This window comes from Bifidobacterium sp. W8104, from assembly GCF_016100735.1.
Classification (GTDB): Bacteria; Actinomycetota; Actinomycetes; order Actinomycetales; family Bifidobacteriaceae; genus Bombiscardovia; species Bombiscardovia choladohabitans.
On the sequence record NZ_JACFRW010000001.1, the window covers coordinates 1,360,673 to 1,378,971 of the forward strand.

An 18,299-nucleotide genomic window follows, 5' to 3' on the forward strand; every position below is an offset into this window, starting at 1 on the left:
GTATGGCGGTTTCCCACGACATAGCGGTCAGCGGCGTCCGTCCCGGCAAGGTCCTCCTGGTCGGCGAGGGTATGGGGCTCTTCGCTGCAGGCGAGGAGGGGCCCTGTAGCGAGGTCGGATCTTTCAGCGCCTCGGTGGCAGGTGCGGAGCTCAACGTGGCCATTGGCCTGGAGCGATTGGGCCAGCATCCGGTCTATATGACTCGCATAGGTCAGGATCCAATAGGCGAACGGATTCTGTACTTCATGCGGCAGAACGACTTGGACACCTCCTTGGTCGGCAAGGATGCCACTCGTTCCACTGGCTTTATGATGAAGTCCAAGGTAGATCAGGGAGACCCCAAGACTTATTACTTTCGTAAGGGATCAGCGGCTTCTGCCTTGGGTCCGGCCGATGTCAAGGCCATCGACTGCAGCGGAATCTCGCTGATGCATATGACCGGAATCCTTCCGGCGCTTTCGGAAAGTGCCCTGGAAGCCAGCAAAGCGCTGGTTGAGATGTCACGGGCCAATCACATTTTCGTTTCCTTCGACCCCAATGAACGTCCGGCTCTCTGGAAGAGCGACAAGCAAATGAAGCAGACGCTTCTGTCCTTGAGCGCCAAGGCTGATCTGGTCCTTCCAGGCATTTCCGAAGGCAGGCATCTGTTCGGGCTGGACAATGTCCGCGATATCGGCCAGGCCTTCATTGACAACGGCGCCCGTTATGCGGTGGTCAAGGACGGGCCCGATGGAGCCTACGCGACGGACGGTCACGATGGTGTCTATGTTCCTGGTTTCAAGGTTGATGCGGTGGTGGACACAGTCGGTGCCGGCGACGGTTTCGCAGCCGGTGTCTTGTCGGCCCTGCTTGAAGGCCGACGCATGTCCGAAGCCTTGGAGCGCGGGTGTGCCGTTGGCGCCATGCAGACCCAGGTGGTATCCGACAACGAAGGCTTGCCCGACAAGGCCCGGTTGAATGACTTTATTGCCCGACACCAGCGGGCGGTGGTCAGACAGGTTGGCTGAGCCATTTTATCTGGGTGACGATCAGAAGTCCTCCATGGACAGGCGATGGATTCGATTCAACAAGTTCAATTCCACAAGAGAAGGAAGTAGGCATGAGCGAGTTTGACAAGGCGGATGTACCAGAGGAGCGGATTGGATTGATTGATCTGATCAGAACAATCAAAGTGGTTCCTCTGGTGACCCTGCATTCACCTGAGGAGGCGGTTCCTTTGGCCAGGGCCCTGGCTGCCGGTGGAGTGCCCATCGCAGAGGTCACTTTCCGATCGGCTGCCGCCTTGGACGGGATGCGGGCTATTCACGACCAGGTGCCTGAGGTGACCTTGGTGGCAGGAACCGTGCACACGGTCGACCAGGCACGCCAGGCAGTGGAGGCAGGTTGCAAGGGTATCGTTTCCCCGGCATTCAGCGATGCTGTGGTCGACTGGTGCCTGGGCTCTCGGATACCGGTCTTGCCTGGAACGGCGACTCCCAGCGACATTGAGAAAGCCTACGATCTTGGGCTGCGTTTCACTAAGTTCTTCCCAGCCGAGGCTTATGGTGGCATTAAGACCTTGAAGGCACTCTCTGGTCCCTTTGCCGAGATGAGCTTCCTGCCCACCGGAGGAGTTGGGTTCGGGAACGCTCGTGAATACATCGACCTGCCCAACGTCTTTGCTGTGGGCGGGAGTTTCCCTGTACCGTCCCAGGCCCAGCGCCAAGGCGATTGGAAAGCCGTTGCTGATGCCTGTGCGCAGGCCAGGCAGGTGGTGCAAGGCTGAGTGTCTCCAGGGCTGGTCATCGGTCGCCGGCTCAATGATCCGGCTGGATCTCCCGTATGGGCGGGATGCAAGAGTACGAAAAAGGAAGCATCGTGGAAAGACTACAGGAAGCAGTAGCTGTGCATCTGGGGCTGACCAGTACAGGGGCAGCTCAACGACCCATCAAGATCATCCAGTTCGGTGAGGGAAATTTCCTCAGAGCATTCGTTGATTGGATAGTCCAGCGGCTCAACAACAAGGGCTTGTTCGGGGGGAATGTTGCAGTTGTCCAGCCTCTTGAAAACGGAAGAGTCCAAGTCTTGGAGGACCAGGAGCGGCTTTATACAGTCATTCTGGAAGGTCTCAAAGATGGAAAGCCTGTCCGCAGCCATGAGCTGATTGACTCCATCGGGAAGACAGTCGACCCCTATAAGGACTGGGATGGGTTTCTGGCTCTGGCCGATGATCCTGATACGCAGATCATCATCTCCAATACCACCGAAGCAGGCATTGCTGTCAACGATGGGGATAAGGTCACAGACCAGCCACCAGCGGGATATCCGGCAAAGTTGGCTCATCTGCTCAAGCGTAGGTTCGACAGGTCCATGCCAGGCTTCCTGATTATGCCCTGCGAGCTTATCGCCGACAACGGTCCGGCTCTGCATCGTGCCCTGATAAATGTCACTGAACGGTTCGGGTGGGGTAAGGACTTCATCGAATGGCTTGATCGGGAGAACACTTTTGTATCCACTCTCGTGGATCGGATAGTCCCAGGCTATCCGCGCGACGATGCCCAGGAGCTTTGGGAGAAGCTGGGCTACGAGGACCAGAACATGGTCAAGGCCGAGCCCTTCCTGCTCTGGGTCGTATCTGGTGACCAGACCGCCCAGCGCAAGGTTGATGAGCTGCTTCCCGCGCGAAAGGCAGGAATCGATCTGGTGACCTGTGATGCTGTACAGCCCTACCGTGAGCGCAAGGTTTATCTGCTCAATGGTCCTCATACCACCATGGCCCAGGTGGCTCGGCTGGCCGGCTTCAGGACTGTAGGACAGGTCATGGGCGATAAGACCATGCGCTCTTTCATTACCCGTGAGATGGAGGAGGAGATCATCCCCGTCCAGACTCTGCCCAAGGAGGAGCTGGAGAACTTCGCTGCTGCGGTTCGCGAGCGGTTCGACAACCCCTTTGTCCAGCATTCCTTGGATTCCATAGGGCTGAACTCGGTCTCCAAATTCGTCTCCCGACTTCTCCCGCTGGTTATGGCCAACGTAGAGCAGGGGTGTGGGCTTCCGGAACGGATTGTCCTGGCGCTGTCCTGCCTCTTGTGGATTTATGGTGGCAAGGCCGGTGATGCTGTAAAGATTCGGGATGATCAAAAGGTCATCGATGCCTTCCGCGAGGCTGCCGATCAGGAGGATTTTGTCAATCGGATTCTTGCTGATGCTTCCGTTTGGGGTCATGACCTGACCGGGATTGCTGGACTAGCGGAAGCTGTACAGAAGAACCTGGACGATTTGGCCGACCGGGGTGTCCAGCCCCTGATTGACCGATTGGCATGGGCCAATAGTGCAAACGAGGGGTCAGTTGCTTCAAGGCAATTTGATTCTCACGTTTGCAATATGTTGGCTTTCCAAGGTTGAAAACTTCCCACCGGGCGTGGTCCTGACGGGAACACTGAATAAGTGTCTGATACCAGGTCGGGTTTGCGATTGACCCAGACCGGCATCAGACACTTCCTTATTGTTTGGGATTCCTTCTGCTTCACCTTCAGGTTAGGTTCGTCTTGACCGATGAGACCAAGCAATAAGCTACGAAAATGGCGGCAATGAGAGAATAAAGGGTCCCCTTGCCAAAGAGCATGACAAGGGGACCATACTTGATTTTGCTTCATCAACGGTTGTAGCGGTAAGCGTCCCAGACTCCAAGCAGATACTGGATGCCCATGGCGCGGTCATAGAGGCCGTAGCCTGGCCGTGGTCTGCCGGCTTCCGTGTTCTCGCTCCATAAATGCCGTCCGTGGTCGGGGCGGATGTAGCCCTGGTAATTGGCCTCGGCGTAGGCTTTCATGATGCCGACGGTATCCACGTTGCCCTCGCTTGCGCGGTGACCTACCTCGTAGAATGAGCCCTGCTCGTCGGTGAAACGGATGTTGCGCACGTGGCTGAAGTAGATCCTGTCCATGAAGGTTTTGACTGCATCCACGGCGTCGTTACCCCGTCTGGATGAGAAGGATCCCAGGCACAGGCACAGTCCGTTGCAGGGGCTGGGATTCAGGTCCAGCACTCGTCGGATCCCCTCCTTGCTGGAGACCACGCGCGGCCAGCCGAACAGGTCGAAGGCAGGGTCGTCGGGGTGGACGGCCAGCTTGACCCCGTAGCGCTCGCAGGTGGGGATCACGGCATCCAGGAAGTACTTGTAGTTGGCGTACATCTGCTCGTGGTCCATTCCCTGATAAGCTTCCATCAGTTCAGGCAGATGGGCAAGCCGTTCAGGTTCCCAGCCGGGCACAGTCAGGGATCCGGCCCCCTTCAGGGTTTCGTCGATGATTCCCTGCGGACTGAGCTGGTCCACCTGGTGCTGGTTGTAGTAGAGGGCGGTGGACCCGTCTGGGCAGGGGTGGAACATCTCCGTGCGCAGCCAGTCGAAGACCGGCATGAAATTGTAGGTGACGACTTTGACCCCGGCCTTGCCCAGGTTGGCTACGGTCTCGATGTAGGCGTCAATGGCCTGGTCACGGCTGATCCCGAGGACTGTCGAACCGGTCTTGATGGATTCGTGGACGTTGACAGACTCAACCACATCGGCGTTGAAGGTCTTGGTTATGCCTGCCGCCCGATCCCTGGCAGACAACTCGGTAATTGTAGCCATGGCATCTTCAATTTCGTCCGGCTGCCAAACCTCGCCCGCCTGTTTGTGGTGCAGGGACCAGACGATGGTCTCCACCCCAGGAATCTGACGAATATCATCCAGGCTGATGGTGTCGTTGCCCTGGCCATACCAGCGGAATCCCATGTGCATAATGCTCTCTCCTTATATTCGATATTCGAATCGGGCGGACCCGATCATTGCCTGCCTTGTCCAGTCAGCGGACTGCCGATGTCACCAGGCGCTTGCAGCCTTGTGAAGGGTGCTTGCTACAGCGCCATTGCCCTGGCACATGGCGGTCAGGAAGGTCTCGATTTTGTCGGCCAGCGGGGTGGCGTTCAGATCGGTTCCGAAGATGGAGGTATCGGCCAGGATGGACTTGATGGTCGTCGTCAGAGTCTCCTTCTTGGCTGACCCATTGAGTGGGATGTCAACCAGAATCCGTTGAAGCTCCTCCAGGCGCGGGTCTGGGCTCAGCTTGACCGGCCGTCCGGCATCGTCGGTTCCATTGCCGTCCGAACCGATCAGCAGCCGCAGCCAGGCGGCGATGATTAGTGGGATGGCTTCCAGATCGGCGGTGTCAAGGTCCTTGGCTTGGATGTACTTGCTGATGGTGATTCCGTATCTGACCGGAATCTTCTGGGAGGTGTCGGCGCAGATGCGCGCCGGCGTATCGGGCAGGCCGGGATTGGGAACCCTGATCTCGATGACCTGGCGGAGGAACTCCTTGGGGGAGAAGATGCCCGGGTCCTCGACCACAGGCAGTCCTTCCACATACCCCAGGCGGGTGACCAAGGCCTTGAGGTCCGGGTCGGCGATGGTCTTTGACATGGTCGGATACCCTAGGAGCATCCCGAAGATGGCCAGGGCCGTGTGCAGGGGGTTCAGGCAGGTGGTGACCTTCATCTGGTCGGCGGCGTTGACTGTATCCTTGTCGGCCATGTAGACCCCTGCTTTCTCCAGAGGCGGGCGGCCTGCGGGGAAGTCGTCCTCGACCACCCAATACCAGGTTTCCTCGGTGTTGGTATAGGAGGCCATGGCGGTTCCGCCCCTGGTCCTGAAAGGTTCCGCGTCGGCGATGCCCAGAGCCTTGAGGCGGCGACCCACCTCCTTGTCGGGGTTGGGAGTGATTCTGTCGATCATGGTCAGCGGGAAGGTGATCTTGTTCTTGTCTCTGAGGTAGTCGCCGAAGCCTTTTTTGGCCAGGCCCCTTCCTATCCACTCGTCAGCCATCTGTCTGACGGCTTGGCCGAACCGCTCCCCGTTTCGTGAGAAGTTGTCGGTGCTGACCAGGGCCAGTGGAAGGGCACCGGCCTGGTAGCGCTCCAGCAGGAGGGCTGTGATGACTGCGATGGCGCTCTTGGCTTTATCAGGTCCGCCCTCGAATTCCGGAGCGATCCACGGCAGCGGCCGACCTTGGGAGTCGACCAGGGCATAGCCTTTTTCGGTGATGGTCGTGGTGACCATCTGCAGGCTGGGATTGCGGAAGACCAGCCTCAGATCACGTAGGGGCTTCGGATCCTCGCCCAGCGGGTAGGCGCCCGCAACGGAGGTGACCAGGGAGGTTTTCATGGATCCGTCTGCTTTCAGGATGACCTGAAGATAGCGGTCGTCGAAGGGAGTGTAGGCCTGATCGACAATGGCGGGGTCGAAGGATTCGGCCACCAATATGCCTCGGTCGGTGGCGCCTGAATCCAGAAGTTTTTGGGCAATGGGGGCGTGAACCGCCCTGAAGAGATTGCCGGCCCCGAAATGAACCCAGGTAGGCGAGCGCTTGGTGGTCTGGCGCATGGCTTCGATGTCGTAGGTTGGCAGAGTCACGCCAGCCTTCTGCCAGGCTGCGGACTCATTATGTATATCGTCACTAAGGTGAAGCATCAGTGCCTTCCTTTATCAAAAAAACATATCGCGGAGACCAGGCGTAAACGCTTGCCCATCCTGCTTCCGAACCTACCAAGTCAGTGCCCGTATGCTTTCGGAGTTGCAATTTGTTTCTCATCAAACTGCTGTTGGCTGCTGTGGGACCGGGAAGTCACTTATACTTGGATGTTAGGAGTGCTCGGCGCCGTTGGCGTGCATTTCATGCGATATGGGGCATACGAAGGAAGGCTGATACATATAGATGAAGACCGGAGCAGATTCGGGTAGTGATTCCTCCACGGACAACCGCCGTATCACCATATATGATGTGGCTCGCCAGGCTGGAGTATCACCTTCAACGGTCTCGCGTACCTTCTCGCGCCCGGATCGGGTCAGTATTTCGACGGCTCGAATGGTTCAGAAGGTCGCTGATGCACTGGGCTATCACAGCGATATCGTCGACAGCCGGTCAGGTTCGCAGGGCAGGGGGCTGGTAGCGGTCATTGTGCCTGACCTGGGCAATCAGTTTTTCACCGGCGTCATTCGCAGCATCCAGGACGAGTGTGAGCGCTTCCGCTTTGAAACCCTGATTCTTGATACCCGGGAGTCCATCACCAGGGAGCGAACGATCGTCGATACGGTCGCCCCCGTGGTCTCGGGAATCATCCTGGTCTCCCCAAGGATGCCCGATGCCATGATCCGCAAGTGCGCCCAGCTGCGTCCCCTGGTCAGCGTCAATCGTGACGTCAGGGGTGTATCCAGCATTAGCATCGACGTGGCCAAGGGGGCCTGCCAAGCGGTCGACTACCTGTACTCATTGGGCTATCGGAGTCTCACCTATTTGGATGGTCCGGCAGCCTCATGGTCAGGAGGTATCCGGTGGCGGCATATCTTCAATGAATGCGACGCCAAGGGGATGAGCGTCAAGCGTTCGCTGCCTTGCGCTCCTACCTTTTACGGAGGCTATTCCTTCGCAGAGAAGTATATGGACGACCCCACAGGTGCGGTCATCGCCCATAATGATCTGATGGCAATCGGCCTGATCGTGGCCCTCAGGAGGCTTGGTTGCGAGTGCCCTCGTGATATCTCCGTCATCGGGTTCGACAACGACACCATGTCCATGGTGAGCAGTCCGCCTCTGACCACCATTCATATGTCCCTTTCAGTCCTTGGGCGGGGGGCTGCCGACCTCCTTATGCGGCGTCTTTCCGGAACCGACCTGTCTGTAGCCCCGACGGTTCCAGCCCGTCTGGTCATCAGACAGAGCACGGGTGCCAGGTCGAGCAAGCCTTTGGGCCTAAACGAGGCAGAGAAGGAATCTCGGCCATGAGCGGTCATGACCGTTCCAGGCGTGTGACAATCAGAGAGGTGGCTGACATGGCCGACGTCTCCCCCTCCACGGTATCAAGAGCATTCGCTCGGCCTGATAGGGTCAGTGCGGCCACGTCCAAGCGGATATTCGCCGCAGCCGACGCACTGGGGTACTATACGGAGCCGGTCGATACGGTTCCGTCCAGGACGCTGCAGGGCATGATCGCCATCATCGTTCCGGACATCACCAATCAGTTCTTCTCCGACATCATCCGTTCCGTACAACACGAGTTCAATCTGGCTGGATTTGCCCTTATCGTCGCGGAATCAGAGGAAAGTGCCAGTAGGGAGCGGCAGGCCTTCAATAGGATCGCCGCCTATGTGGACGGGGTAATTCTGACCTCATCGAGAATGCCTGATGCCATGATCCGCAAGTGCGCTCAGACCAGGCCCATCGTCGTGGTCAACCGGACTGTGCGTGGGGTGCCCAGTGTGGTCATCGATATTGGCACTGGTATCCGCCAGGCCGCTGAACTGTTGGTTTCCATGGGTTTTTCACGAGTGACCTATCTCGATGGCCCTTCTGCGTCATGGTCTGTGGGAGTCAGGTGGAATCACACTTACGAAGAGTTCCGTAAGCGCGGAGTGACTGTTAGACGAATTTGGCCGGGTCTTCCCACCTTCGTCGGTGGGTATGCCTTGGCGAAGCAGTATCTGAATGATCCTACGGGCGCCGTCATTGCTCACAATGACCTGATGGCCTTGGGTTTCATGGCTGCTATGCGTCGTCAGGGTATTCGCTGTCCGGACGACTATGTGATCATTGGATTCGACAACGACACTATGGCACAGGTAAGCGATCCGCCATTGTCCAGCGTGGGTAACACCCCGCCGAAACTGGGAAAGACAGCAGCCGGCATCCTTCTGGATCGGCTGAATGGCCGAACTAATCCGGCGCAGAGCATCACGATTCCCTCCCACCTGATCGTCCGGGAAAGCACAGGTAAGGCTACATCAGGTTCCTGATCAAGGAAGGTTCCGACAAATCATGGCAACATCGAGACCGTCCCTTTGCAGGCATGCATAGGCTGACCAATAGCATATGTGAGTTCCGATTGTGTGACTGTTTCGCCTGTCTGTTGGTCTGTACAGGAGAATTCTGAGCATCGCGGAAATTCGAATGCCGGACTTGCTGTTTTTGATTAAGGAGTTTGTAGTGGCTTTCCTGGATGACGATTTTCTTCTCGGGACGCGGTTGTCTCGGGAGTTGTTCCATGACGTGGCTGAGAATCTTCCCCTGGTGGATTATCACTGCCATCTGCACGCCAAGGAGATCTATGAGGACCCCAACTTCGATAATATCGTCGATGCCTGGCTGACAGATGGACACAATTATGGAGACCACTATAAATGGCGACTGGAGAGGGCCAATGGTGTTCCGGAACGGCTGATCACCGGGGACGGCCACCCTTGGGACAAATTCATGGCTTACGCCCGGACCATGGAACAGGCTGTGGGCAGCCCGGTCTATCTATGGACCCACATGGAGCTGCGGAGGTACTTCGGCATCTACGAACCCCTGACCACCAAGACCGCCAGGTCCATCTTTGATCAGACCAACGAGCTGCTGGCCACCCCGGACTTCTCGCGAAGAGCACTTCTGCGTCGCATGAATGTCAAGATTGTCTGCACCACGGATTCCCCTGAGGATAATCTGGAGTACCACGATCGATTCGCCAAGGAGGGGGAGCCCTTTAGGATGGTTCCCGCCTTCCGTCCGGATGCGGCTCTGAATCCGACCGCCAAAGGGTATGGCGATTGGATCGGCACAATGGAGTCGGTCTGTGGCAAGCCGATCAATGACTTCAGCGGGCTTGTCGACGCTCTGCGTGATCGGGTGGATTACTTCCACCGGCATGGTTCCAGACTCTCCGACCATGCTGTCGATGTGGTGGAGTTCGCTCCGGCGACTGCTGAGAATTTGGATGCCATTTTCAGCAAGGCCAAGGCCGGACTGGGCCTGGACAGGCAGGAACAGGCCCAATACCGTGCGGCCGTCCTTCTTGAATTGATGCGAATATACAAGGATAAGGGCTGGACCATGCAGCTGCACCTTCAGGCCAGTCGCAACAACAACTCGACGGCTTTCCAGAAGCTTGGAGCCGACACGGGTTACGATTCCATGGCTGACAACTCGGTTGCCGCCCCCCTTGCCGCCCTTCTTGACCAAGCGCAGAGTTCGAACATTTTGCCCAGAACCATCGTCTATTCCCTCAATCCCAACGACTACATGGCCATAGCCACTGATTTAGGCTGCTTCGGAGGCGATGACAGGGGCCAGCTTCAGTTGGGCAATGCCTGGTGGTTCAACGACACCGTCACCGGGATGCGTCGGCAGCTCGAAGTTCTGGCTGAAACCTCACTCCTGGGCAATGCGGTAGGAATGACCACGGACTCCCGCAGCTTCCTGTCCTTCCCCAGGCATGAACTCTTCCGCAGGGTGCTCTGCGGGCTCTTGGGCGACTGGGCCGCCCAAGGCATCATACCTGATGACAAGGAGTATCTGGCTCCTCTGGTGCGTGCGGTCTCCTATGAGAACGCTCTGGCCCTCTTTGAGGGCTAAGGCCCGAGTAGTCGGCAGGGTAGACTTGCGCTATACGGTTTGGCGGTGGACAGCTCGATTCGGGGGTAACAAGGGTCTTGGGCAAAATGGCTCTCGGGTCTACGGCCTTTCCTGACTTTGTCTCGCCTACGCCCTCACCGGCCACGCCGATTACCGTGGATGGTCAGGGTTCCACTGAGCTAGGCGTTATTCCGAACGTGACTCTGGTGCCTTATAAACACAGAGCGAGGGTGGGGCCAAGCTCTCCTTCAAGGTCAAGGATCAGCCTCAGCATGGTCTGCTTGCTATGCATGAGGACGGTGCCTTCTGGCTTCTCTTGCGGGAATCCTCATGGGGCAGGCGGCTCTCATTGGGATTAACCGGCATCTCAAGTCGGAACGCTAGTCAAATATGGCCCGCGGACCCAGCCTTAGAGGAGGGGGTCCGGGGCCTTTTTCTGTGCAAAGGCTGGCAACAAAGTGACTGGTATCATAGAGGACTTGTTAGCTTGACAATATGAGTGACGCAAAGAAGCATTGCATGATTCCAGAGGGCGGCTCCACAGGATTCGTCTCCACCTGTGGTGACGGCAAAGCCGCTGGTTTGAAACATAACTACATCAATGATATACCGGCGCGGACCGGTCAGGATACGATTCTGCTTAATCCTACGGATATGGTGGCCGTCGCTGCCAGAAATCTGGAGCCCGGCGAAAGGGTCGTGGTAGAGGGTCGTGGCGAGGTGACGGTGCTTGACCGAATTCCTCGCGGACACAAACTCGCGCTTCAGGACATTGCCGAGGGTGAGGACGTCATCAAGTATGGCTATGCCATCGGCCATGCCAAGGAGGCTATCACTACAGGACAATGGGTCCACACCCACAATGTGGACACCAACCTGGGCGCCGATCTGAACTACCGTTATCAGCCGGTTACCGACACTGTCAAGCCGGGCAGTCCGACCGGGACTTTCCAAGGATATCGACGCGCTACAGGCAAGGTGGGCATCCGCAACGACCTCTATATCGTCCCAACCGTAGGCTGCATCAATAGTCTGTGCAACGCCATGGCACGATCTTTTTCAGCCCGCCATCCCGGCAACGGGTCTTTTGACTCGGTGATCGTGGCGCGTCATCCTTATGGATGCTCCCAACTTGGCGGCGATCTGGTCTACACCAGGCGTTGTCTTCAGGACATCGCCACCCATCCCAATGCTGGGGGTGTACTCCTTGTCGGTCTGGGGTGTGAGAACAATCAGATGGAGGACATGCTGAGCACCCTGGGCGAGTATGACACGAACCGGGTTCGTTGGATCATATGCCAGGAGGTGGAGGACGAGCTGGATGAGGCCGATGCCCTCCTGGACCAAATTAACGAGGCCGCCAAAGGCGATCACCGTGAAGAGGTGCCCATGTCCGAACTCAAGGTCAGCGTCAAGTGCGGCGGGTCCGATGGAATGTCAGGCATCACGGCCAACCCGCTGGTCGGTCGGTTCGCTGAATGGGTGGTTACCCAGGGCGGTTCCGTGGTTCTGGCCGAGGTCCCTGAAATGTTCGGGGCCGAGCAGGTCCTGATGAGTCAGGCACGCGACGAGCGGGTCTTCCATGACATCGTCGACCTTATCAACAATTTCAAAGGATTCTTCCGGAAATACGGCGAAGTTATATCCGACAATCCCTCTCCAGGCAACAAGGAGGGCGGAATCACGACTCTGGAGGATAAATCCTTGGGCTGCATCCGCAAAGGCGGTCGTTGTGAGGTCGAGGATGTGCTCAACTATGGCGACCATATCTCTAGACCTGGGCTCTCTCTGCTGCAGACGCCAGGCAACGACCTTGTCTCCAGTACGGGAATGGCCGCGGCCGGAGCGCAGGTAGTCCTCTTCACTACAGGCCGGGGCACTCCCTTCGGAACTTTCGTGCCTACAATGAAAGTAGCCACCAATACGCCTCTGGCCACCAAGAAGCATCGTTGGATTGACTTCGATGCCGGCCGTCTTCTGGATGAGCCCGGAGATCAGGTTTTCAACGATTTTCGTAATAAAGTCCTTTCAGTGGTCAATGGCGAGCAGACCTGCAATGAGCGTAACGGCATGCAGGACATTGCCATCTTCAAGGATGGTCCGACTGAATAGAGTGCGGGTTTCACCAAGTGGGCACCCTGGCCGAAATAGCTGGGGTGCCTTGTTGTATATTGGCGGATACTTGTGCCTTGATCGAGTTGCCGATTCCGGAAGACTTGTCAACGGGTAATATCCCGAAATGGGCAAAGTCCGGACTTGTGTATTCCCATCTCCTATAGTGATGGGCCGGAGGAGCTTACGGCACAATACGTCACGATTGGGAGCAGAATGGAATTATTCAGGAAGAAATCGGTTGAACAGACCCTGGCGGAGACCGGGGAGGAGGGCAGGTCGCTCAAGCGGACGCTGACCACCTGGGACCTGGCCATCATGGCCGTCGCAGTGGCCGTGGGCGCCGGTATTTTCTCGGTGGGTGCCCAGGCTGCGGCCTTCCATGCGGGCCCGGCCGTCATCATCTCCTTCGTCATTGCAGGCATCGTCTGCGCGGCAGCCGTCATGTGCTACGCGGAGTTTGCCTCCATGATCCCTGTTTCAGGTTCGGCCTACACCTTCACCTACAACACCATGGGCGAACTGGTGGCCTGGATCATCGGCTGGGACCTGATTTTGGAGATGCTCATGGCAGCCTCGGTCATCTCCAAGTACTGGGGCGTCTACCTGAATGACTTCATCCATCTGATGGGCGGCACCTCATTCAGTTCCAGCTTCCATGTGGGCGGCCTGGACGTGGACCTGGCCCCGCTGGCGGTCGTCACCCTCTTCACGGTCCTTCTGGTCCTGGGCACCAAGCTCTCGGCCCGTTTCGACGGCGCCTTGACCGTCCTCAAGATCGGCATCGTGGTCTTCGTCATCGTGGTCGGCTTCTTCTACGTCAAGTTGGACAACTATAGGCCCTTCATCCCGCCTTCCGAGCCGGCTTCGGCCGTTCCGGGCGCCAGCGTACCGGGAATCATGGGCCAGCCGCTCTGGCAGTGGGTCTCAGGCATGCAGCCCACCATCTACGGTGTCCCCGGCATCCTCTCAGGCGCTGCCCTGGTCTTCTTCGCCTTCGTGGGCTTCGATATCGTCGCCACCACCTCCGAGGAGGCCAAGGAGCCCCACAAGACCATTCCCCGTGGAATCGGCCTGGGCATGCTGATCGTCATCACCCTGTACATCCTGGTCGCCATCGTCACCACCGGCATGGTCTCCTACAAGGACCTGGCCAAGGCCAAGAACCCCTCCTTGGCCACCGGCTTCGAGATGGTCGGCGCTCCCTGGGCTGCCAAGATCATCTCCTTCGGCATCGTGGTAGGGCTGACCACCGTGGTCATGGTGCTCCTGCTGGGGCTGACCCGCATTGTCTTCGCCATGAGCCGCGACGGGCTTCTTCCCCGTGCCCTGTCCCGCACCGGCCGTCATGGCACGCCTGCCCGCATCCAGATCCTGGGCGGCATCGTGGTGGCCGTGGTGGCTTCCTGCTTCCCCATAGACGTCCTGTCCGACATGGTCAACATCGGCACGCTCTCGGCTTTCCTGCTGGTGGCCATCTCCCTGCCCATCATGCGCAAGCGCCGGCCGGACCTGCCCCGGTCCTTCAAGATGCCCGGCAACCCCTGGGTTCCCATTCTGATCGCCCTGGCCTGCCTCTGGCTCATGCTCAACCTGACCGTGCTGACCTGGATTCGATTCGTGGTCTGGTTGGCAGCAGGCCTGGCCATCTACTTCTGCTATTCCTACCGGCACTCCCTGCTCGGTCGGCATCAGCTCAGCGGGAAGATATCCGAGGCCACCCAGGCCGGTCTGGACTGACCTGGAGCGTCGGCGCTGCAGTGTAGAGTGAATACTCGCATACTCAGGAGGTAACCCATGACCTACGTCATCGCTCAGCCTTGCGTGGACGTCAAGGACAAGGCCTGCGTGGACGAATGCCCGGTGGACTGCATCTACGAGGGCGTCCGCTCGCTCTATATCAACCCCAACGAGTGCGTGGACTGCGGCGCCTGCGAGCCGGTCTGCCCGGTGGAGGCCATCTTCTACGAGGACGACCTGCCCGAGGAGTGGACCTGGTACAAGGACGCGGCGACTGATTTCTTCGCCCAGGTGGGGGATGCCGGCGGCGCTGCTGCGGTCGGCCCCTACGATCACGATCCGGAGGGTGTGGCAGCCCTGCCACCCAACAAGTAGTCGATTAAGGCTGACGAGCCGCGGATGGGAGCCAACCCACCGCGGCTTATTCATAAGAGAAAGGCGGGCCATGGGTTTTCACTCTTTCCGATCCCCCTACGACTGGTCAAGGATTGACCCCTACCGGCGGCGTGCTGAGCAGTGCCCCGGCGGTCTGGTTGACCTCTCGGTGGGTTCGCCGGTGGATCCTGTGCCCAGGTCGGTCAAGGAGGCCTTGGCTGCGGCTGCGGATGATGGCCAGGCACGAGGATATCCAAAAACTGCTGGCGATGGTCCACTGAGGCAGGCCGCGACCGACTGGTTCCGTCGTCGCCGCGGGGTCGATCCGGATGCCATTGGCGCGGATCTGGTGCCCACGGTCGGGTCCAAGGAGGCGGTGGCACTCATGGCCTCCCTCCTGCATCTGGGGCCGGGGGACCGGGTGGTGCAGCCGAGGGTATCCTATCCCACCTATGCCATCGGAACCCAGCTGGCCGGGGCCCAGGTGACGACCGTGGACGATCCTGCTGATACGGATTCATGGATGAACCTGCCCGGTGTGCGAGCAATATGGATCAATTCGCCAGGCAACCCCAGTGGGCGGATCATCGACCGAGCCGGGTTGGCCAAGATCGTGCGGGCGGCCCGTTCGATAGGGGCCACGGTCCTGAGCGACGAGTGCTATGCCCTGCTGGATTGGTCAGAGCCGGATCGAGTCGGGCGGAATGCGCAGATCCCCGCCTCGCCCTGCATCCTGGAATCGGAAGTTTGTGGCGGCGTTGCCAGCGGGATACTTTGCCTGTACTCGCTGAGCAAGCAGTCCAACATGGCCGGCTATAGGGCAGCCCTCGTGGCCGGAGACGCCCAATTGGTGGAGGCCATGACCGCCTACCGCAAACAGGTGGGACTGATTGTGCCAGGTCCGGTGCAGCGGGCCATGCGGGCCGCTCTGGACGATGGAGAGGCCGTGCTGGCCCAGCGGGAGGTCTACGCCCGTCGCCTGCGAGCCTTGGCTCAAGCTCTGAGGGCTTACGGGTATGAGGCCGTCATGCCCCAAGGCGGCCTTTATATCTGGACGCAAGCCCGTTCGGGTGATTGCTGGGCGGATATGGCTGACCTGTCCCGTATGGGGATCCTGGCCAGTCCTGGGGAGTTCTACGGGGATGGTCGCCGTTTGCGATTCTCGTCCACCATATCTGACGAGCAGCTGGAGCTGGCCCTGGAGCGTTTGCGTACCGGCCCTAAAGACCCATGCTGACTGAACCCTTGCCGTAGCGGCTCCTGATGGAGTCCATGGTGGCCTCTGCCTGATCCAGACGCTGGGCCTCGCTGCCGGTGTGACGTTTGCTCTCGCGCATGATGTCATCCAAGGATGGCTGGATTGGGGTATCCTCCACCCGGCTCAGACCGGATGCGCTGACACCGGCTAAGCGGATCAGCCGGGGCAGGGGGGTGTCCATGGGCGCGCCCTCGGGCAGCCCCAACATGGCCTTGAGCAGTCCGACCGCCTGAGGATAGATCCGATTTGCTGAGTTGACCGGTGTTTCCAAGGTATGGGCCTTGGTCATATAGCGCAGATCATCAAAGCGCAGTTTGACGGTGATGGTCCGGGCGACCAGGTCATGCGCTCGCAGTCCGGTGGCCACCTCGTTGCTGCAGACGCGCAGGAGGTCGCAGACCTGCTTCATGCTGGTGGTGTCGTGCAGGAAGGTACGTTCCGCGCCCAGGGATTTCTCAGGTGCTCGTGGCTGGACCGGATCGTCGTCCAGCCCGTGGGAGGCCTGTGCCAGCTTCCTAGCTGTAAGGCTCGAGCCTGTGGCCCGAGTCAGGTCGCGCTCGCTCATGGTGGCCAGATCAGCCACATCCTTGACGGCCCAGTCGTTGAGCCGCTTCTCCAGGGCGGGGCCGATGCCGGGAATGCCGCGCAGGGGCATCAGCTGGACGAACTCGGCCTGCCTGGCCTCGGGAATCAACAGCATTCCGTCGGGCTTGGCGTTGGTCGAGGCCATTTTGGCCACCAACTTGTTGGTAGCGATGCCTACTGAGCAGGTGACGTGGAACTGACGGGCCACGCTGGCTCGGATCCACCGGGCTATGGCTGTGGGCTTGCCCCAGCGTATGAGCGCTCCTGACACATCCATGTAGCATTCATCCACCGAGACTTGCTCGATCTGATCGGTGATCTGTGAGAAAACCGTATCAAATATCCGTCGTGAGATGCCCCGGTAATAGGTCATGTCAACCGGGAGGAAGATCCCTTGAGGGCACAGTCGCCTGGCGCGTGCCAAGGGCATGGCCGAATTGATGCCGAAAGCCCTGGCCTCATAGCTGGCCGCGGAGACCACTGCACGGCGTCCAGTGCCGATGACGACCGGTCGGCCCTGCAGTTGCGGGTGCCGGGCTACTTCGCAGGAGGCGTAGAAGGCGTCCATGTCAATGTGCAGCACTGTGCAGCCGCTCTCGTCATGCCCCCAGTCCTTCTTGGCGGCTGCAAGCCTTGGCGCTGTACTCATGGCTCCATGATAGAAGAGGGTCCCGGAGGAAAATGCGATAAATTATTCTCAGGCATCAATTCTCGGAGAAGGTTCGTTTTTATGGTTTTTATCCATAAAAGTGAACGGTTCCGTGCCCTGCCCTGCCGCTTCCTGTCGCCCCGGCGAGTCAGGTCGGTCAATCATGGTATTCTATTGTTTTGTTCTCGAAACTCTGGGGCTGAGGTCCCGTCTCGGGAACATGTATGGAGACGTGCCTGAGTGGCCGAAAGGGGCACCCTGCTAAGGTGTTGACTGCGCAAGCGGTCCAGGAGTTCGAATCTCCTCGTCTCCGCCTGATGACCGGTGATCGCTGACTTTATACGATTGCCGGTCTTATTCATTATCAATCGGTGCTTGGTATGAGCCTGCCCGGGAGGATATACACCGCAACCAGGCGACGGCTGTATGGTTCGCCTTGGCTGTTACAAGGCGGGTGAAGCCTGGCTCCCAGACAGGGGAATCAGCCTGCTGCCTTCGCCCAGTGCACTGGGCTGGGCCCGGCCCTGCAGAAGGTCGTCCAGTCGGCCATGAAAGGCCGGCGCCTCTGCAGGCTCCAGATCGTAGGTCAATCGGACCCTATCGGTGAAGTCTTCGGTCTCCACGTGCCCACCAGAGGTGCGGATCAGACGGCGCAGGGGATCGTACTCCGGGTAGTCCACAGTGATTGTGAAGCGCTGCGTCGGGAGCACGCGTGCCGATCTCGCCGCCTTGAGCGCAAGGGAGGCTGCCGAGGAATAGGCCCGGATCAACCCCCCTGACCCGAGAAGGATTCCCCCGAAGTACCGGGTCACAGTCAGGACGCAGTCGGTCAGCCCCTGCCGACGCATGACCTCAAGTATGGGCTTGCCGGCCGTTCCGGAGGGCTCCCCGTCATCGCTCATGCGCTCGCTGGTGCGGCCCTCGGGTCCCCAGATCGCGCAGTGGCACACGTGCCGGGCCTTGGGGTGCTGCAAGCGGACCTCCTGGACGAAGGCCATGGCCGTCTCCTGATCCTCCACATGGCAGGCCTGGCCGATGAATTCGGACTTGCGCTCGATCAGAGAGCCTGTGGCCGGTTTCTGCGGCGTATCCAGTATGGTGAGCAAATCGGCTTGCCTCCTATGCCTCTTGTCTCCTCGGTTCCCTCGTCATCTCCATGCTAGAGGGGATCCCTGGC

The 18,299-nt window shown here is 58.9% G+C and carries 14 protein-coding genes and 1 tRNA gene; 11 read left to right on the top strand and 4 right to left on the bottom strand.

All coding sequences use genetic code 11. The features are described from left to right. Positions 1 to 2: 2 nt before the first annotated feature. The 3 genes from H3U89_RS05180 to H3U89_RS05190 all read left to right on the top strand — a co-directional run bounded on the left by H3U89_RS05180 (position 3) and on the right by H3U89_RS05190 (position 3,384). Complete coding sequence (locus tag H3U89_RS05180) at positions 3 to 1,007, top strand: sugar kinase (protein WP_198180465.1); 1,005 nt, start codon at positions 3 to 5, stop codon at positions 1,005 to 1,007. A gap of 92 nt (positions 1,008 to 1,099) precedes the next feature. Then, positions 1,100 to 1,765, top strand: coding sequence for a bifunctional 4-hydroxy-2-oxoglutarate aldolase/2-dehydro-3-deoxy-phosphogluconate aldolase (gene eda, locus H3U89_RS05185; RefSeq protein WP_198180464.1), 666 nt, complete (start codon positions 1,100 to 1,102; stop codon positions 1,763 to 1,765). Positions 1,766 to 1,857: 92 nt separating this feature from the next. After that, entirely contained in the window at positions 1,858 to 3,384 is a 1,527-nt protein-coding gene (locus H3U89_RS05190; protein ID WP_332460547.1) for a tagaturonate reductase, read from the top strand. A gap of 250 nt (positions 3,385 to 3,634) precedes the next feature. Here H3U89_RS05190 and H3U89_RS05195 read toward each other — a convergent pair whose 3' ends face one another. Both H3U89_RS05195 and H3U89_RS05200 read right to left on the bottom strand, forming a co-directional pair. Beyond that, positions 3,635 to 4,762: a mannonate dehydratase gene (locus H3U89_RS05195; RefSeq protein WP_198180463.1), complete on the bottom strand. Its 1,128-nt coding sequence runs from the start codon at positions 4,760 to 4,762 to the stop codon at positions 3,635 to 3,637. A gap of 81 nt (positions 4,763 to 4,843) precedes the next feature. Next, the gene (locus tag H3U89_RS05200; RefSeq protein WP_198202416.1) at positions 4,844 to 6,487 is read right to left on the bottom strand and encodes a mannitol dehydrogenase family protein; all 1,644 of its coding nucleotides are present in this window, start codon (positions 6,485 to 6,487) and stop codon (positions 4,844 to 4,846) included. 244 nt (positions 6,488 to 6,731) lie between these two features. Here H3U89_RS05200 and H3U89_RS05205 point away from each other — a divergent pair, with 244 nt between their 5' ends. The 7 genes from H3U89_RS05205 to dapC all read left to right on the top strand — a co-directional run bounded on the left by H3U89_RS05205 (position 6,732) and on the right by dapC (position 15,867). Beyond that, positions 6,732 to 7,799, top strand: a complete 1,068-nt coding sequence (locus tag H3U89_RS05205; RefSeq protein WP_198180461.1) for a LacI family DNA-binding transcriptional regulator — start codon at positions 6,732 to 6,734, stop codon at positions 7,797 to 7,799. After that, positions 7,796 to 8,806 carry a LacI family DNA-binding transcriptional regulator gene (locus H3U89_RS05210; RefSeq protein ID WP_154312782.1) on the top strand — a complete coding sequence of 337 codons (1,011 nt, stop codon included), beginning with the start codon at positions 7,796 to 7,798 and terminating at the stop codon, positions 8,804 to 8,806. Before H3U89_RS05205 ends, H3U89_RS05210 begins: the two co-directional genes overlap by 4 nt. A 154-nt stretch (positions 8,807 to 8,960) precedes the next feature. Then, the gene (gene uxaC / locus H3U89_RS05215; protein ID WP_232345546.1) at positions 8,961 to 10,403 is read left to right on the top strand and encodes a glucuronate isomerase; all 1,443 of its coding nucleotides are present in this window, start codon (positions 8,961 to 8,963) and stop codon (positions 10,401 to 10,403) included. Positions 10,404 to 10,898: 495 nt separating this feature from the next. After that, entirely contained in the window at positions 10,899 to 12,515 is a 1,617-nt protein-coding gene (locus H3U89_RS05220; RefSeq protein ID WP_232345548.1) for a UxaA family hydrolase, read from the top strand. Positions 12,516 to 12,731: 216 nt separating this feature from the next. After that, positions 12,732 to 14,255: an amino acid permease gene (locus H3U89_RS05225; protein WP_045935721.1), complete on the top strand. Its 1,524-nt coding sequence runs from the start codon at positions 12,732 to 12,734 to the stop codon at positions 14,253 to 14,255. A gap of 57 nt (positions 14,256 to 14,312) precedes the next feature. Next, complete coding sequence (gene fdxA, locus H3U89_RS05230; protein ID WP_015022367.1) at positions 14,313 to 14,630, top strand: ferredoxin; 318 nt, start codon at positions 14,313 to 14,315, stop codon at positions 14,628 to 14,630. Between the two features lie 70 nt (positions 14,631 to 14,700). After that, positions 14,701 to 15,867, top strand: coding sequence for a succinyldiaminopimelate transaminase (gene dapC, locus H3U89_RS05235; protein WP_198180450.1), 1,167 nt, complete (start codon positions 14,701 to 14,703; stop codon positions 15,865 to 15,867). Here the strand turns inward: dapC and dinB are convergent. Next, entirely contained in the window at positions 15,851 to 17,122 is a 1,272-nt protein-coding gene (gene dinB / locus H3U89_RS05240; protein ID WP_198180448.1) for a DNA polymerase IV, read from the bottom strand. The genes dapC and dinB overlap by 17 nt on opposite strands. Before the next feature lie 226 nt (positions 17,123 to 17,348). Between dinB and H3U89_RS05245 the strand changes: the two genes are divergently transcribed. After that, positions 17,349 to 17,435 (top strand) — tRNA-Ser (locus tag H3U89_RS05245). A gap of 130 nt (positions 17,436 to 17,565) precedes the next feature. Here the strand turns inward: H3U89_RS05245 and H3U89_RS05250 are convergent. Then, on the bottom strand, positions 17,566 to 18,228 hold the full coding sequence (locus H3U89_RS05250) for an IMPACT family protein (RefSeq protein ID WP_198180444.1): 663 nt from the start codon (positions 18,226 to 18,228) through the stop codon (positions 17,566 to 17,568). Positions 18,229 to 18,299 lie beyond the last annotated feature (71 nt).

Coding starts and splice junctions, on each gene's coding strand:
- fdxA (WP_015022367.1), top strand. CDS start 14,313: ATGACCTACGTCATCGCTCAGCCTTGCGTGGACGTCAAGGACAAGGCC.
- H3U89_RS05225 (WP_045935721.1), top strand. CDS start 12,732: ATGGAATTATTCAGGAAGAAATCGGTTGAACAGACCCTGGCGGAGACC.
- H3U89_RS05205 (WP_198180461.1), top strand. CDS start 6,732: ATGAAGACCGGAGCAGATTCGGGTAGTGATTCCTCCACGGACAACCGC.
- uxaC (WP_232345546.1), top strand. CDS start 8,961: ATGCCGGACTTGCTGTTTTTGATTAAGGAGTTTGTAGTGGCTTTCCTG.
- dapC (WP_198180450.1), top strand. CDS start 14,701: ATGGGTTTTCACTCTTTCCGATCCCCCTACGACTGGTCAAGGATTGAC.
- eda (WP_198180464.1), top strand. CDS start 1,100: ATGAGCGAGTTTGACAAGGCGGATGTACCAGAGGAGCGGATTGGATTG.
- H3U89_RS05195 (WP_198180463.1), bottom strand. CDS start 4,762: ATGCACATGGGATTCCGCTGGTATGGCCAGGGCAACGACACCATCAGC.
- H3U89_RS05180 (WP_198180465.1), top strand. CDS start 3: ATGGCGGTTTCCCACGACATAGCGGTCAGCGGCGTCCGTCCCGGCAAG.
- H3U89_RS05200 (WP_198202416.1), bottom strand. CDS start 6,487: ATGCTTCACCTTAGTGACGATATACATAATGAGTCCGCAGCCTGGCAG.
- H3U89_RS05210 (WP_154312782.1), top strand. CDS start 7,796: ATGAGCGGTCATGACCGTTCCAGGCGTGTGACAATCAGAGAGGTGGCT.
- dinB (WP_198180448.1), bottom strand. CDS start 17,122: ATGAGTACAGCGCCAAGGCTTGCAGCCGCCAAGAAGGACTGGGGGCAT.
- H3U89_RS05220 (WP_232345548.1), top strand. CDS start 10,899: ATGAGTGACGCAAAGAAGCATTGCATGATTCCAGAGGGCGGCTCCACA.